We start from the raw sequence: 15,000 nt of genomic DNA on the forward strand, positions 1-15,000 counted from the left end.
TGCCCTGACAAGACAAGAATCGACCAAAATTACGATAAAACTCCGAAAATAAGCAAACGATGGCAACCTCGGAAGGCATACCCTCGTCTATAGATATTGAATTCTTAGAATTAAACGACAACCCCTATTTACATCCTATGAAAAGGATGGCAGGAACAATAATTTACCAGAAAGAGCGTTATTATAATGAGTATCATCGCACATTCGACACATGCGATGGACGAGTAATTAACATTAAATTCTAATATAAACAATCATGATAGATACAGAGTTGTTGTCCCAAATACAGGCTGCAGGAATCACCGATGCAGACTATGAACGCGCTGAACGACACATCGAAGTTCTCAAGACCTTGTCAAATCTCACATATAAAGGAATTTTCATCTACGACAACTTCAAGAGGAAATATCTTTATATTTCTCCTAATCCTTTCGGTTGGTTAGAATATAATAAAGAAGCGTTTGAAAATATGGGGTCCATCTTTATAGATGCGTTTATCAAACCCAATAGCAAGAAAGCAATAATAGATGCTTTTGTATATTGTTATCAATACATTAAGAATCTGAGCCAAGAAGAAAAAGAAAACATAGCCATCTATTGCAACTACGACTACATGTCTATAGACGGCAAGCATCTCCCAAGCACCAAATGTACACCACTGGAATTTGCCCCTAACGGAAGTCCATGGTTGATGTTAGGCATAACCACATCTGAGCCACACGGAAAGCATGACATGTTCTGCATTCACAACATCTTAAGAAAAGAGCTTGTTTCATACAACCCGAAGAACGACAAATGGGAGAAAAAGCAGGTACCTACCCTTAGCCCCAAAGAGAAGACCGTCCTCCTGTTGCTAAGCCAAGGACAGGCAGCCAAGTCGGTGGCTGAGCGCTTGGGGATGTCGGAGTATACGGTGGCGACGCACCGCAAGAACATCTTCAGGAAACTGGGGGCGCACACGGTGGCTGAGGCAATGGCATTTGCGGTGAAATACAAAGCGATATGATGCATCGGGGGCTGGCCGGCGACACTGCCACGACTACCGAAGACGACGAGGGCGGCACGCAGGGCAGACTGCCTATATATATAATAAGGAGAAAAAAGCACAGCAAAGACCACGATAATACCTAAACAAACCTTAAAAAACAGCAGATGTAGACGGTTTTTGATTAATAATCGTCTAAAGATAGGTGGTTTTTGAATTATTCTGATTAAATTTGCACCCAAAATTGTTAAAATAGAGTGTAATGAAAAGAAAGTTCATACCTTTTATCTTATTGGTATCGACTATATTCTTCGTGTCTTCATGTTTGGGTGACGACAACGAAGAGATAGTATTTTCTGACCAAGTGGGCATCACTGCGTTCTCACTCGGCACCCAGAAGATTATCCGCGACACAGTGTCGAAGAAAGGCGCAGACAGTACGTATCAGACTACGCTGGACTGCAGCAAATATATATTCTACATAGACCAGACCAAGCACGAGATATACAACCCCGACTCTCTGCCCGTGGGCATAGACTGCAAGAAGATAATATGCAACGTGACATCGAAGGGCTCTTCGGTAACGCTGGTGAAAAACATAGACAGCGACACGCTGCAGGCCTTTGAGACCATCGACTCGATGGACTTCTCGAAGCCCCGCACCCTGCGCATGGTGAGCATGTCGGGACGCGCCAGCTGCGACTATACCGTCAAGGTGAACATACACAAGCAGAAACCCAACGTATTCGAATGGAAGATAGCTACCGGCTGCACCGACATGGGGCTGCTCACCGGCATGCGCGCCCTGGCTATGGGCGGCAAAGTCTATGTGGTGGGCCGCGACGACAGTCAGCTGCGCATCTATGCTGCCGAGGAGCAGCACGTGGTGAGCTGGACCGAAATTACTCCCAATGTGGAGCTGGGCGCCGACAGCTATAAGGATATGACCGTGATGGGCGGCAAGCTCTATGCCCATGCCGAGGACGGCGTGTACTGCTCGACCGACGCATATACGTGGACCCGAGTGGGAACGCCGGCGATAAGCCGACTCCTGGGCGGCAGCAACAAGCGCCTCTACGCCCTGAGCACAGACAACAAAATCGTGGCATCGGCTGACGGCGCCACCTGGACAGCCGAGAAGATGGACACCCCCGCCGACTCGCTGCCCACAGGCAACGTGAGCATGACGGCCCGACCCATACTGACCAACCCCGGCACAGACCGCGTGGTGATGGTGGGCACGGGAGACAAGACGAGCAAGGTGTGGTCGAAGGTGGAAGAGACCGACGAAGGCAGCGAGCAGCAGGCATGGACCTACATGGACGTGGCGGGCGACAACCGCTTCCGTCTGCCCAATCTGGCCAACCTGCAGATGACCTACTATGACGACTTCATGATGGCGCTGGGCGGCAGCGGTATCGGCAACAGCCAGGGCACGACAGCCTACGGCGGAAGCTACACCAGCAGCGACGGCGGCATGACCTGGCGCATCAGAAAGCTCTATGCACTGCCCACCAACTTCAACATAGAGAGCAACAGATTTGCCTTCACCGCCGATAGCCAGAACTATCTGTGGCTCATAGACGGCAAAGGCAACCTGTGGCGAGGCCGACTGAACCGGCTGGGCTGGGCGAAGGACAAGACATACTTCGGCGAATAACGACAAAGGACAATGAGGAAGGGCCTGGTGACACTCCTGATGCTCTGCGCCACGCTCACGGCAAGCGCACAGCAAGACGACGAATACCTGATGGAAATAGGTGGCGGCGTGGGGATGGTGTCATACCAAGGCGACTTCAACGGCAAGATAACATCGGGCATGCAGCCCGCCGGCGCCATCGTGTGGCGCAGACTGCTCAACCCCTACATGGGGTTCAGAGTGACGGGCATGATGGGCAAGCTCAAGGGCGATGCCACGAGGGTGGAGACCTACTACCCCGACGAGACGACGAGAGCCTACAGCTTTGACCGCTCGTTCACCGACGTATCGGTGACCTACGAGTACAACTTCTGGCCCTACGGCACCGGCCGCGACTATCGCGGCGCCAAGCGTCTCACCCCCTTCGTCTTCGGCGGAATAGGCGCCACATACGTGTCGGGCGGAGAGAAGAAGGTGTTTACCGCCAATGTACCGATAGGCCTGGGCATCAAATACAAACTGAAGGAACGCCTCAACGTGGGGTTGGAATGGAGCATGCACTTCTCGCTGAGCGACGAGCTCGACGGCATAGCCGACCCCTATGGCATCAAGAGCAGCGGAGCATTCAAGAACACTGACTGCTACAGCGGGCTGATGCTCACCCTCACCTATAGCTTCAAGAGCAAATGTCGAACCTGTAACAACGACGACTAAATGGCAATAGAAATAGATAAAACCCGTGTGCCACAGCATGTGGCTATCATCATGGATGGCAATGGACGTTGGGCTGCCGAGCGTGGCAAGCCCCGCAGCTATGGCCATCAGGCAGGTGTAGATACCGTGCGCCGCATCACCTCTGAATGTACCCGACTCGGTGTGAAATTCCTTACACTCTATACTTTCTCCACCGAGAACTGGAACCGTCCGGCCGATGAGATATCGGCCCTGATGGGATTGGTACTGACATCGCTCGAAGATGAAATCTTCATGAAAAACAACGTGCGTTTCAGAGTGATAGGCGACATAGCCCGTCTGCCACAGATGGTGCAGAACAAGCTGCAGGAGGTGATGGACAACACCGCCGGCAACACCGCCATGACTATGGTGGTGGCGCTGAGCTACTCGGCACGCTGGGAGATTACCCACGCCGTGAAGCAGATAGCCGCCGAGGCGCTGCAGCAGAAAGGCTCGGCCGACGACGCTGCCATCATAGACGCCATCAGCGAAGAGACGGTGGGCCAGCATCTCGCCACGGCGTTCATGCCCGACCCCGACCTGCTGATACGCACGGGCGGGGAGCTGCGCATCTCCAACTATCTGTTGTGGCAGATAGCCTATTCTGAACTCTATTTCAGCGATGTCTATTGGCCCGACTTCAGCGAAGACGACCTGCACCGCGCCATACAGAGCTATCAGCAGCGTCAGCGCAGATACGGCAAGACCGAAGAACAAGTAGAAAATGAAAAGTAGGATGAAAATGAATATAAATAAGGTATTGCTGGTGGTGACCGCCCTCCTGTGGACCGCCGCCATGCAGGCACAGGACAAGATCGTATATCCCGAGATAACTTATGCCGGTACGCCCCGCACGGTGACCATCGGCGGTATCAACGTGTCGGGCGTGGACAACTATGAGGACTACGTGCTCACCGGCATCTCCGGACTCACCGTGGGCCAGGAGATAGACATCCCCGGCTCACAGATTACCGACGCCGTGAAGCGCTACTGGAAGCACGGCCTCTTCTCGAAGGTGAAAATCTATGCCGACTCGCTGATAGCTGACAAAATCTATCTGCACATCTATCTGCAGGTGCGTCCGCGCGTGTCGACCATCAACTACATCGGTCTGAAGAAGTCGGAGCGTGAGGATATGGAGACCAAGCTGGGTCTGCTCAAAGGTATGCAGGTGACGCCCAACTCTATAGACCGTGCCAAGATTCTGGCCAAGAAGTATTTTGACGAGAAAGGCTACAAGAACGCCGAGATAGACATAAACCAGCGCGAGGACGTAGCTGGCAAGAACCAGGTAATCCTCGATGTGGTGGTCGATAAGAAAGAGAAACTGAAGGTACGCAAGATATACATCGAGGGCAACCATCAGCTGAAGACCAAGGTCATCAAGGGCGGCCTCTTCAAGAAGGGCGCCTTTGCCAAGACCCATGAGGCGGGTACGCTGAGCAGTTTCCTCAAAGCCAAGAAGTTTACCCCCGAGCGCTGGGAGGCCGACAAGAAGCGTCTGATTGAGAAATACAACGAGTACGGTTTCCGCGACGCCGAGATTATCTCTGACAGCGTGTGGAACCATGACGACAAGCACGTGAGCATACGCATCAAGGTGAATGAAGGCAAGAAGTACTATCTGCGCAACATCTCGTGGGTGGGCAACACCGTATATACCACCGACTATCTGAGCCGCGTGCTGGGTATGAACAAGGGCGACGTGTACAATCAGAAGCTGCTGAACAAGCGACTCACCGAAGACGAGGACGCCGTGGGCAACAACTACTGGAACACGGGTTACCTGTTCTACAATCTGGTGCCTGCCGAAGTCAACGTGGTAGGCGACAGCATCGACCTCGAAATGCGTATTCAGGAGGGTCCGCAGGCCCATATCAACCACGTGCGCATCAACGGTAACGACCGTCTGTATGAAAACGTGGTACGTCGCGAGCTGCGCACCAAGCCCGGCGACCTCTTCTCCAAGGACGCCCTGCAGCGTTCGCAGCGTGAGTTGGCATCCATGGGTCACTTCGAGCCCGAGAAGGTGCTGCCCGACGTGCAGCCCAATGTGGAGGACGGAACCGTGGACATCAACTGGAATCTGGAGCAGAAGAGCAATGACCAGATAGAGTTCTCGCTGGGTTGGGGACAGACTGGCGTCATCGGCCGCATCGGTCTGAAGTTGAACAACTTCTCGATGCGCAACCTCTTCAACAAGAACCGTGAGCACCGCGGCATCCTGCCTGTGGGCGACGGTGAAGTGCTACAGTTGGGAGCCCAGACCAACGGTACCTACTACCAGAGCTACAACGCCAGCTATTCGACCAACTGGTTTGGCGGCAAGCGCCCCATCCAGCTCTCTGTCGGCGCCTTCTTCTCTAAGCAGACCGACGTGTCGAGTACCTATTATAATAGTGCTGCGATGAACAACTACTACAACTATCTGTATGGTTATGGCAGCAGCTACTACAACAACTACGAGAACTACTATGACCCCGACACCTTTGTCAAGATGTTTGGTCTCTCGCTGGGTTGGGGCAAGCGTCTGCGTTGGCCCGACGACTACTTCCAGCTGTCGCTCTCGCTGGCTTACACTCGCTATATGCTCAAGAACTGGCGCTACTTCCTCATGACCAATGGTAATGCCAACAACCTGAACTTGAGCATCTCGCTGAGCCGTACCTCTACCGACAACCAGCTCTTCCCCCGCCGCGGTTCGGAGTTCATGGCTTCGGTAACGCTCACTCCGCCATGGTCTAAGTGGGACGGCAAGGACTACAAGAACCTCGCCAACAACTACCAGTCGGCCACCTACTCTCAGGAACAGCAGGAGAAATATCGCTGGGTGGAATACCACAAGTGGAAGTTCAAGGCCAAGACCTACAGCGCCCTGACCAACGGCCAGAAGTGTCTGGTGCTGATGACCCGCGTGGAAATGGGACTGCTGGGCAGCTACAACAAGTACAAGAAGTCGCCCTTCGAGACCTACTACATGGGTGGTGACGGTATGAGTGGCTACTCATCAGGCTACGCCGAAGAGACTGTGGGTCTGCGTGGTTATGAGAACGGTTCGCTGGCATACAACGGCTACGCCTATGACCGCTTCACCATGGAGCTGCGCTACCCATTCATGCTGGGCAACACCACCATCTACGGTCTGGGCTTCGCCGAAGCCGGTAACGCATGGACCGACACCAAGAAGTTCAACCCCTTCGACATGAAGCGCTCGGCAGGTATCGGTGTCCGCATCTTCCTCCCGATGGTTGGCCTGATGGGTATCGACTGGGCTTACGGTTTCGACAACGACAACATCAACGGAAAGAAGGGTGGCAGCAACTTCCACTTCATCCTGGGTCAGGAATTCTGATAATAATCATTAAAAGCGACGCGGGCGCTGTAACTTACATCACAGCGTCGGCGTCACATACATAAACCAAGCAAAGGAAAAGTATGAAGAAAATATTGGCAATATGCACCCTGGCGCTGATGGCAATCACGGCGCAGGCACAGAAGTTTGCCCTGATGGACATGGAGTATGTGCTGAAGAACATTCCCGCCTATGAGCGTGCCAACGAGCAGCTCAACCAGGTGAGCAAGAAGTGGCAGGCCGAAGTGGAGGCTCTCAACACCCAAGCCGCCACCATGTACAAGAACTACCAGAACGAGGTAGTATTCCTCTCCAAAGAGCAGAAGGCCGCCAAGCAGGAGGAAATCATGCTGAAGGAGAAGGAAGCCGCCGACCTGAAGAAGAAGTACTTCGGCCCCGAGGGCGAACTGTTCAAGAAGCGCGAGAGCCTCATGTCGCCCATTCAGGAAGAGATATACAACGTGGTCAAGGAGATAAGCGAGCAGCGTGGCTACAGTCTGGTGCTCGACCGCGCCAGTGACAGCGCCATCATCTTCGGTTCGCCCAAGATAGACATCTCCAACGAAATCCTCCAGAAACTCGGTTACGCTAACAATAACTAATAACAATTAAATACAAACGAAATGAAAAAACTTATTTTGATGCTGATGCTTTGCGCACCAATGGCTGTATTCGCCCAGAAGTTTGGCAAAGTTAACACCCAGGTAGTAGTACAGTCATTGCCCGACTATGCCAAGGCACAGGGAGAAATGGCTGCTCTGAGCAAGCAGAAGGAAAACGACCTGAAGTCAATGCAGGACGAGCTGACACGCAAGGCTCAGGAGTACGAGAAGTCTAAAAGCGCCATGAACCCTACCAAGCAGAAGGAGACAGAGGAAGAGCTGCAGGGTCTGAACGCCAAAATCCAGCAGGCATACCAAGACGCTCAGAAGGAACTCTCTGAAAAGAACAACGCACTGCTCGAGCCAATCCTCACCAAGGTACAGAACGCCATCACAGCTGTAGGCAAGGCTGGCGGATATACCTCTATCTTCGAGATTGGCACATCTGGCGTAGTGTTCTTCGGCGACAACGTGAAAGACGTTACCGAGGAAGTAAAGGCCAAGGTAGGCAAGTAATCCAGACACTCATTCATCACAAATGACAGGGCAGGCCAGAGTGCCTGTCCTTTTTTCTCAATACACAAAACTTACCGATATGAGAAAGCTGCTTTTTTCCTTAGTTATGTTGGTGCTGCCTATGATCTCACAGGCACAGACTACCATCAAGTATGGTTATCTCAGTTATCAGGAGGTGCTGAAGTTCATGCCCGAGTATGCTGTGGCACAGACCAAACTGGCCGACCTGAAGCAGAAGTATGACAACGAGATGAAGCGCGTGGAAGACGAGTTCAACAAGAAGTATGAACAGTTTCTTGAAGGTCAGAAAGACTTTGCTCCGACTATCCTCCGCAAGCGCCAGGTGGAGTTGCAGGAACTGATAGCCAAGAATATAGCGTTCAAGGAAGAGGCCAAACGACTGCTGGCACAGGCTGAGACAGAATCTTACGCTCCCCTCAAGGCCAAGCTGGCCGAAACCCTGCGTGGTATAGGCGAAGCACGCGGATTCATGTTTATCCTCAACACCGACAACGACAATCTGCCTTACGCCAACAGCGCCTTTGGCGAAGACATCACGACCTTGGTCAAAGAGTGTCTGAAATGAGCGAACGGCTGCCCATGACTCCAGGCCCTATCGGCATCTTCGATTCGGGCTACGGAGGACTCACCATCCTGCATGGCATACGCCAGCTGCTGCCCCAGTATGACTATGTGTTCCTGGGCGACAATGCTCGCGCGCCTTACGGTCCGCGCTCGTTTGATGTGGTCTACGACTTCACCCGCCAAGCGGTGCTCAAGCTCTTCCGCATGGGTTGCCAGCTGGTTATCCTGGGCTGCAACACCGCCTCGGCCAAGGCTCTGCGCACCATACAGCAGAACGACCTGCCCCAGTGGGACCCCTCGCGACGCGTGCTCGGCGTGATACGCCCCACGGTAGAGGCCATCGGACATCTCACACGCAACGGCCATGTGGGTCTGCTCGCCACCGAGGGTACCGTGAAGAGCCACAGCTACGACATGGAGATTCGCAAGCTCTGGCCCGACATCCACATCTCTGGCGTGGCCTGTCCCTTCTGGGTTCCGCTCGTAGAATACAACGAGGCCGACAGTCCCGGTGCCGACTATTTCGTCAAGAAGCGCATCGACGAGCTGATGTCGCTCGACCCCGACATCGACAGCATCATCCTGGGCTGTACCCACTACCCCATCCTGCTGCCCAAGATACTCAAATACACTCCACCCGGCGTGCGCATCATCCCCCAGGGCGAGTATGTGGCCAGTAGCCTCAAGGACTATTTCGTGCGCCACCCCGAGATTGAGCAGAAGTGTACACGCAACGCCACCTGCCGCTACCTCACCACCGAGAACGCCGACAAGTTTGCCGAAGGTGCTCGGATGTTCCTCCACGAACACGTAAACATAGAACATATAGATTTAGAGTAAATGCAAGAAACAAGACAAAACCGTATTTCACGACTCCTGCAGAAAGAGTTATCATCCATTTTCCAATCGCAGACGCGCAAGACCAATGGCGTGCTGGTGAGCGTGACCCGCGTACGCATCAGCCCCGACCTCAGCATCTGCACCGCTTATCTGAGCATCTTCCCCTCAGATCGCAGCGAAGAGATAATGAAGAATATCAACGCCAGCGAGAAGAGCATACGCTACGAACTGGGTACCCGCGTGCACAACCAGCTGCGCATCATCCCCGAGCTGAGATTCTTCATCGACGATTCACTCGACTATCTCGAACATATTGACGAACTTCTGAAAAAAGGATAGTGAACTTTCCGTTATTCATCGCCAGGCGCTATCTCTTTTCCAAGAAGAGTACCCACGCCATCAATGTCATCAGCCTCATCTCTGTCATCGGAGTCGCCGTGGCTACGGTGGCGCTGGTCATCGTGCTCAGCGCCTTCAACGGCTTCCACGACCTGGTGGCCACGCTGTTTACCAGCTTTGACCCGCAGATAGAGATTGCGCCGGTCAAGGGCAAGACGGCTCCTGCCGACGACCCGCTGCTCACCCGCATACGCCAATTGCCGTATGTGGATGTTGCCACCGAGTGTGTCGAGGACAATGCACTGGCTGTATACCAGGACAAGCAGGCGATGGTAACCATCAAGGGTGTCGACGACAATTTCCGCGACCTCACCCGCATCACCGACATTCTCTACGGCGACGGCGAATTCTGTCTCCACGCCGCCAACCTCAACTACGGCATCGTGGGCGTACAGCTCGCCCAGCAGCTCACGCTCGGCACCCGTTGGACCGACGCGCTGCGCATCTATGCCCCCGTCAGAGAGGGTCAGCTCGACCTGGCCGACCCCACGCAGGGTTTTGTCGTCGACTCGCTCGACTCTCCCGGTGTGCTCTTCATGGTCAAGCAGTCCAAGTACGACTCCCGCTACATCATCGTGCCCATCGCCTGGGCCCGCAATCTCTTCGGGCAGCAGGGCATGATTTCCTCGCTCGAACTGCGCCTCAAGCCCGAAACCGACATTGCCGACGCCAAGCGCGAGATAGCCAACATCGCCGGCGACAGCTACACCGTCAAGGACCGCTTTGAGCAGCAGGACGACACCTTCAAAATCATGAAGATAGAGAAGCTCTTCGCCTACGTCTTCCTCACCTTCATCCTCATCGTGGCGTGCTTCAACATCGTGGGCTCGCTCTCCATGCTCATCATCGACAAGAAAAACGATGTGGTCACCCTCCGCAATCTCGGCGCCACCGACAGCCAGATAGCCCGCATCTTCCTCTTCGAGGGTCGCATGATTTCCGTCGCCGGTGCAGTGATGGGTATCGTCATCGGCCTCCTGCTCTGCTTCATCCAGCAGCAGTTCGGGCTCGTGCGCCTCGGCGACAGCGATGCCTCATTCATCGTCGACGCCTACCCCATCAGCGTCCATTACGACGATGTAGCCCTCATCTTCATCACTGTCATTGCCGTAGGCTGGCTCGCCGTCTGGTACCCCGTCCGCTACCTCAGCCGCCGCCTCTTGGGCTAATCCCGCCACCACCAACCCCATATCCCCATCATCCCCCTCTCTTTCGCTCCCAAGTCCCCACAGATTTGGAATGGGAACCGACAGCTCCGTGGCAACCCAATGAGAGTTGCCAATGGATATGAAAAGCCCAGGATAGAGGCACTGTTGGCCTCAACCCTGGGCTGAATAAATTCAACATCTTCAGCATTGCCATACGCGGCACAATTCCCAACTTTACCGAGGTGGAATAGGTAAAATTCTGACTCGTTTACCCGTAGTGTGATTGAGCTTCCGCACCTTGAAGAGAGGCACAAGGAAAACCTGTGATTAGTCCTTCAAGCAAGCAAGGGGAATAACTTTGACACCATCAGGACGAGTATAAGCCATTTCACCTCCGGTGATAACCATCAGCAGGTCAGGCTCACGTAGTTGGACTTGCTTTTCTGTCTTATTATGTTCTTGCACGAGTCTTTTGATTTCTTTCAGATGCTGCGCACCCTCTTCTATCTCCTGACTACCTAACTTACATTCTATCAGAGCATATCGCCCGTCATCAAGATGAAGCACCAAGTCGGCTTCCAGTCCATAACGGTCACGATAGTAGGATAAATGATTGCCAAAACCAGGAGTGTAAGCACGAAGGTCTCTTGCACACATCTGCTCAAAGATAAACCCGAATGTTTTGAGCTGCATTTCCAGTCCTTCTGCATTCACGCCCATTGCGGCTATAGCTATAGAGGGGTCAGAGAAACCTCTCTTTGGCATACTTCGAATGGCGGTTTTGCTTCTTATAGCTGGACACCAGGCGTCAATATCTTGGATAACAAAAATTCTCTCAAGCACACTGATGTAGTCATCCATTGTATCCATCGACAGGGTAATGTCTCCAGATGTAATATCAGCCAGAATACTGGTTCGCTTGGCCAAAGTACTGATATTACGTGCATATGAGCGCATTATCTGTCTGGCTATCTTAGGATTTCTCTGCTTATTGTCAATAGACGAGATATCTACTTCGCAAACACTGTTTACATAGTCGCTTGCGACCAGCATGCCCGATTTCTCGGACATTTGCAGAGCCACAGGCCATCCACCTCGGCAAGCCACTCTAATAAGGTCAGGTATATTCAGCTTGCTGGTAGCACCATCAATATCATAATCAGGATTGTCAAACAGTTGTTTAAGCGAAACTTCACCCGATGAATCGTTTGATTCCCATAGACTCATTGGAAACATTTTCATACGTGATATACGTCCTATTCCACTATGGTAGATTTTTCCCATATCAACCGTATTACTACCGGTAAGGATGTACTGACCAGGTATTCCACCAGATTTGTCTACCGCAATGCGCACCGCATCCCAGAGCATGGGAGCGTCTTGCCATTCATCTATAAGGCGTGGCTGTTTGCCCTTCAACAGCAATGATGGCATGGTTGATGCAGTTGCAAGATTCTCCTCTCTTCTATCAGGGTCTTGCAGTTTCAGCACACTTTGGGCTTGCTGCTGGGCAGTGGTCGTCTTGCCCGTCCATTTAGGGCCTTCAATGAGCACAGCGCCAAAGGCGTCCAACCTTTCTCTCAATACATCGTCAGCAATTCTTGGTAGATATTCCATAATGACATTAATATTGTTACTGATGCAAAAGTACGTGATTTTCTTTATATTACCAAACGATTCGGCTTTTTTGTGGCATTCCGTTCGGCTTTTTTGTGGCATTTCAATCGGCTTTTTTGTGGCATTTCAATCGGCTTTTTTGTGGCATTTCGTTCGGTTTTTTTGCGGTAGAGGCCATCGATACGAGGTTGATTGGCTGTTGTGATTGCATCGCTGAAGGTGACTACAGCAGGCGGAGGGCGTAGAGGATCTTCGCCAGTTGTCCCTACGGAGAAGGAGTTTATGGACACGATAGATACCATACTGCTCCTTGCGCTATCGCTGAACCTGATATACTTGGCGCGGCATTTTACGACTCTTAGAGGCTGGGCATTGCGATTACGTAGCCCTCCGACAGGCATCATCCGTGCTTTCGCAAAGAGGAAGATGCCACCCAAGCCCATAGCCCACAATATGATGGGAATACTCGTCACTTGGGAAAACACGGAGAGATGAGTCGCAGTTCTCCTTATATAAACCTGTTCAACTCTTCAACGAGTTTGAACACTGTTGTTGACGATACAGCTTGCGATGGTGGCGTTTGACCAAACTCTGCCAATATTTTTCTTGCTCTTGATATGGCTTCCGACTGATATGGCAACAGTAATCCATATATTTTGTTCGTGAAGCTACCCTTCTTGCTATACTTGACCTTCATCTGTTGGCTGAGCATTTGCTCGTAGTCATTTCGGTGGATATAGCCACGGTAGATATTGAAATGCAGCAGAAACCAATACTCAAATGCCTGATTACTATAGGCAACCTGAAATCCATTGGACTCCGCCAGACGTATGGCTTCATTGAAGTCATGGCTTGGGAAATCATCCTTGTCAAACACCACCCAATATTGGTCAAAGACATGGCCTTTTCGTCGTTCTTCATCCCTGATGATTACCGCTTCTTCAACAAGTTTGATGGTGTTCTTCCCTTTTCCCAGTGCCTTTACCGAAGCGGAGGTCAATCGGAAAGCATTGAAATAGTCTGGCTCAGTATTCTCACCTTCACAGATTATCAAGAACGATTGCTTGATATCTCTGTAACTGGTACGGCGCTTCAGGCTCCGTTCCTTTCTCGGATTATAGTTTGCCATTGTCAGTCCTCCTCATTGACAAACAACTTGGAGAAGTCACCGACAATGGGCGTTCCACCATATTTGCCCTCAAGATATTCCTTCTCGAAAGACGCATTGTTTCTCACCTTGTAGTCGGCAAGGGAATATAGCTTGGTAGCACCGTACATATCTTTTTGCGCAAACCACACCTGGTCCCTTCTGAGTATCTTGGCACTCAGAATATTGGTATCATGGATGGTGAATATCAGCTGGGCATGATTAGGATTGGTTGCCTTCGTGTTGAACAACTCTATGATTTTGCTCGTCAACATGGGGTGCATCTTGCTGTCTATCTCGTCTATCACCAGGCGTTTACCATTATCCAGCGCGTCAATAATGGGATACGCCAACTGGAAATACTTCACCGTTCCTTCCGACTCGTTGCTTTCAAACGGGAATGAAACTCTCTGCATTTCCCGACCATCATCGTCATACTGTATATGACTGCTGACCACTTCATCATTCACCTTATATATATCCTCTATACCCAAGTCGGCATAGCGCGAGAAGTCAACGATGCGCTTACGCATCTTCTGGTCATCCAGTTTGATGGCAGCCCGTTTCCACATCACTTCATCATCATGACTGGTGATGATTGACGTGTCGTTCAACCAGTCAACGATGCTGACGGCCGTCTCATCATTGAACTGTGCAGCCACCGAAACAAGCAGCGCATTGTCACGCACCATCTTGTTGGCTACAACGCTTTTCGCTATTGCGCACGAAAGATGGACATTGTAGATATCACCCTCGCGATACCACAACTCCACTTCTTTAGCACGCTTCTTGTTGTTTCTACGATACAGCCACTCCTTATGCACCTTAACGCCGTCAACCTCAAAGCCATAGCGGAAAATATAGTCTACATTGCAAAACACAATTTCAAACATAGAGGGCTCCTTGGCTGTCGTGTCATTGAGCATGAAGCTCTCCACATCCAACGCGTCTCCAGCTTGCAGTTCTTTGATTGAATTGATGATAAGCCACTTGAATGTTGCAAACGCCTTGGCAAAATTGGATTTGCCCGAGGCATTGGCTCCATAAATGGCAGCTCCATGAAGCACCGCAGGGATAGCGCCTCCCATTTCCGTCATAGAGTCGGTTTCGGATATCGCTGTCTCCTTCAAATTAGTGGTCGCCAAAGAGAGGGTAGACATTTCCTTAAACGACAAATAATTGGCTACTGAAAACTGAATAATCATAAAGATAACTATTATATTCGTAATATTTTTGCAAATATACGTGTTTTCTTTGAATATCACAAAAGTTTATCGCATTATTATGACCTCCACATTGTTTTTTCCCTGACTATTCCTAAAATTAGTTGACAGAATTGGATGCGATTAACTAATTAGGTTTACTACTTTTATTCAGTTCTCTGTTTTACTTTACAAGTTCTGTTAGTTGAACTGATTTGTTTTACAAGATTTCA

At 51.4% G+C, this 15,000-nt stretch carries 16 protein-coding genes; 12 read left to right on the forward strand and 4 right to left on the reverse strand.

The genetic code is table 11. The features are described 5' to 3' along the window. Positions 1-256: 256 nt before the first annotated feature. The 12 genes from CIK94_RS02455 to CIK94_RS02505 all read left to right on the forward strand — a co-directional run bounded on the left by CIK94_RS02455 (position 257) and on the right by CIK94_RS02505 (position 10,822). Positions 257-1,006, forward strand: coding sequence for a helix-turn-helix transcriptional regulator (locus CIK94_RS02455; RefSeq protein ID WP_094421123.1), 750 nt, complete (start codon positions 257-259; stop codon positions 1,004-1,006). After that, on the forward strand, positions 1,003-1,131 hold the full coding sequence (locus CIK94_RS14840) for a hypothetical protein (protein WP_256387322.1): 129 nt from the start codon (positions 1,003-1,005) through the stop codon (positions 1,129-1,131). Before CIK94_RS02455 ends, CIK94_RS14840 begins: the two co-directional genes overlap by 4 nt. A gap of 116 nt (positions 1,132-1,247) precedes the next feature. Then, a complete protein-coding gene (locus tag CIK94_RS02460) occupies positions 1,248-2,645 on the forward strand; it encodes a DUF6242 domain-containing protein (protein ID WP_022309622.1) in 1,398 nt (465 codons plus the stop codon). 12 nt (positions 2,646-2,657) lie between these two features. Further along, positions 2,658-3,338, forward strand: a complete 681-nt coding sequence (locus tag CIK94_RS02465; RefSeq protein ID WP_022309621.1) for a DUF6089 family protein — start codon at positions 2,658-2,660, stop codon at positions 3,336-3,338. Then, positions 3,339-4,094 carry an isoprenyl transferase gene (locus tag CIK94_RS02470; protein ID WP_022309620.1) on the forward strand — a complete coding sequence of 252 codons (756 nt, stop codon included), beginning with the start codon at positions 3,339-3,341 and terminating at the stop codon, positions 4,092-4,094. 7 nt (positions 4,095-4,101) lie between these two features. Then, complete coding sequence (locus tag CIK94_RS02475; RefSeq protein WP_094385376.1) at positions 4,102-6,711, forward strand: outer membrane protein assembly factor; 2,610 nt, start codon at positions 4,102-4,104, stop codon at positions 6,709-6,711. A gap of 83 nt (positions 6,712-6,794) precedes the next feature. Continuing rightward, positions 6,795-7,313 (forward strand): OmpH family outer membrane protein, encoded by a 519-nt coding sequence (locus CIK94_RS02480; RefSeq protein WP_022309618.1) that lies wholly within the window; start codon positions 6,795-6,797, stop codon positions 7,311-7,313. Positions 7,314-7,334: 21 nt separating this feature from the next. Beyond that, the gene (locus CIK94_RS02485; RefSeq protein WP_022309617.1) at positions 7,335-7,829 is read left to right on the forward strand and encodes an OmpH family outer membrane protein; all 495 of its coding nucleotides are present in this window, start codon (positions 7,335-7,337) and stop codon (positions 7,827-7,829) included. Between the two features lie 79 nt (positions 7,830-7,908). After that, a complete protein-coding gene (locus tag CIK94_RS02490) occupies positions 7,909-8,415 on the forward strand; it encodes an OmpH family outer membrane protein (protein WP_022309616.1) in 507 nt (168 codons plus the stop codon). Further along, the gene (gene murI / locus CIK94_RS02495; RefSeq protein WP_094421128.1) at positions 8,412-9,254 is read left to right on the forward strand and encodes a glutamate racemase; all 843 of its coding nucleotides are present in this window, start codon (positions 8,412-8,414) and stop codon (positions 9,252-9,254) included. Before CIK94_RS02490 ends, murI begins: the two co-directional genes overlap by 4 nt. Continuing rightward, positions 9,255-9,593: a 30S ribosome-binding factor RbfA gene (gene rbfA, locus CIK94_RS02500; RefSeq protein ID WP_022309614.1), complete on the forward strand. Its 339-nt coding sequence runs from the start codon at positions 9,255-9,257 to the stop codon at positions 9,591-9,593. After that, the gene (locus CIK94_RS02505; protein WP_094387806.1) at positions 9,593-10,822 is read left to right on the forward strand and encodes an FtsX-like permease family protein; all 1,230 of its coding nucleotides are present in this window, start codon (positions 9,593-9,595) and stop codon (positions 10,820-10,822) included. The genes rbfA and CIK94_RS02505 overlap by 1 nt, the downstream gene beginning before the upstream one ends. Positions 10,823-11,128: 306 nt before the next feature. Here CIK94_RS02505 and CIK94_RS02510 read toward each other — a convergent pair whose 3' ends face one another. The 4 genes from CIK94_RS02510 to CIK94_RS02525 form a co-directional block, all read right to left on the reverse strand. Continuing rightward, a complete protein-coding gene (locus CIK94_RS02510; protein WP_094421130.1) occupies positions 11,129-12,418 on the reverse strand; it encodes an ATP-binding protein in 1,290 nt (429 codons plus the stop codon). A 44-nt stretch (positions 12,419-12,462) separates the two neighbouring features. After that, positions 12,463-12,720, reverse strand: a complete 258-nt coding sequence (locus tag CIK94_RS14620) for a hypothetical protein (RefSeq protein WP_216821926.1) — start codon at positions 12,718-12,720, stop codon at positions 12,463-12,465. 206 nt (positions 12,721-12,926) lie between these two features. Then, a complete protein-coding gene (locus tag CIK94_RS02520; RefSeq protein WP_094385298.1) occupies positions 12,927-13,547 on the reverse strand; it encodes an RloB family protein in 621 nt (206 codons plus the stop codon). Positions 13,548-13,549: 2 nt separating this feature from the next. Continuing rightward, positions 13,550-14,770, reverse strand: coding sequence for an ATP/GTP-binding protein (locus CIK94_RS02525; RefSeq protein WP_094421134.1), 1,221 nt, complete (start codon positions 14,768-14,770; stop codon positions 13,550-13,552). Positions 14,771-15,000: the final 230 nt, after the last annotated feature.

The sequence above is a fragment of the Prevotella sp. P4-51 genome (assembly GCF_002251455.1).
Taxonomy (GTDB): domain Bacteria; phylum Bacteroidota; class Bacteroidia; order Bacteroidales; family Bacteroidaceae; genus Prevotella.

Coding starts and splice junctions, on each gene's coding strand:
- CIK94_RS02455 (WP_094421123.1), top strand. CDS start 257: ATGATAGATACAGAGTTGTTGTCCCAAATACAGGCTGCAGGAATCACC.
- CIK94_RS14840 (WP_256387322.1), top strand. CDS start 1,003: ATGATGCATCGGGGGCTGGCCGGCGACACTGCCACGACTACCGAAGAC.
- CIK94_RS02460 (WP_022309622.1), top strand. CDS start 1,248: ATGAAAAGAAAGTTCATACCTTTTATCTTATTGGTATCGACTATATTC.
- CIK94_RS02465 (WP_022309621.1), top strand. CDS start 2,658: ATGAGGAAGGGCCTGGTGACACTCCTGATGCTCTGCGCCACGCTCACG.
- CIK94_RS02470 (WP_022309620.1), top strand. CDS start 3,339: ATGGCAATAGAAATAGATAAAACCCGTGTGCCACAGCATGTGGCTATC.
- CIK94_RS02475 (WP_094385376.1), top strand. CDS start 4,102: ATGAATATAAATAAGGTATTGCTGGTGGTGACCGCCCTCCTGTGGACC.
- CIK94_RS02480 (WP_022309618.1), top strand. CDS start 6,795: ATGAAGAAAATATTGGCAATATGCACCCTGGCGCTGATGGCAATCACG.
- CIK94_RS02485 (WP_022309617.1), top strand. CDS start 7,335: ATGAAAAAACTTATTTTGATGCTGATGCTTTGCGCACCAATGGCTGTA.
- CIK94_RS02490 (WP_022309616.1), top strand. CDS start 7,909: ATGAGAAAGCTGCTTTTTTCCTTAGTTATGTTGGTGCTGCCTATGATC.
- murI (WP_094421128.1), top strand. CDS start 8,412: ATGAGCGAACGGCTGCCCATGACTCCAGGCCCTATCGGCATCTTCGAT.
- rbfA (WP_022309614.1), top strand. CDS start 9,255: ATGCAAGAAACAAGACAAAACCGTATTTCACGACTCCTGCAGAAAGAG.
- CIK94_RS02510 (WP_094421130.1), bottom strand. CDS start 12,418: ATGGAATATCTACCAAGAATTGCTGACGATGTATTGAGAGAAAGGTTG.
- CIK94_RS14620 (WP_216821926.1), bottom strand. CDS start 12,720: ATGGTATCTATCGTGTCCATAAACTCCTTCTCCGTAGGGACAACTGGC.
- CIK94_RS02520 (WP_094385298.1), bottom strand. CDS start 13,547: ATGGCAAACTATAATCCGAGAAAGGAACGGAGCCTGAAGCGCCGTACC.
- CIK94_RS02525 (WP_094421134.1), bottom strand. CDS start 14,770: ATGATTATTCAGTTTTCAGTAGCCAATTATTTGTCGTTTAAGGAAATG.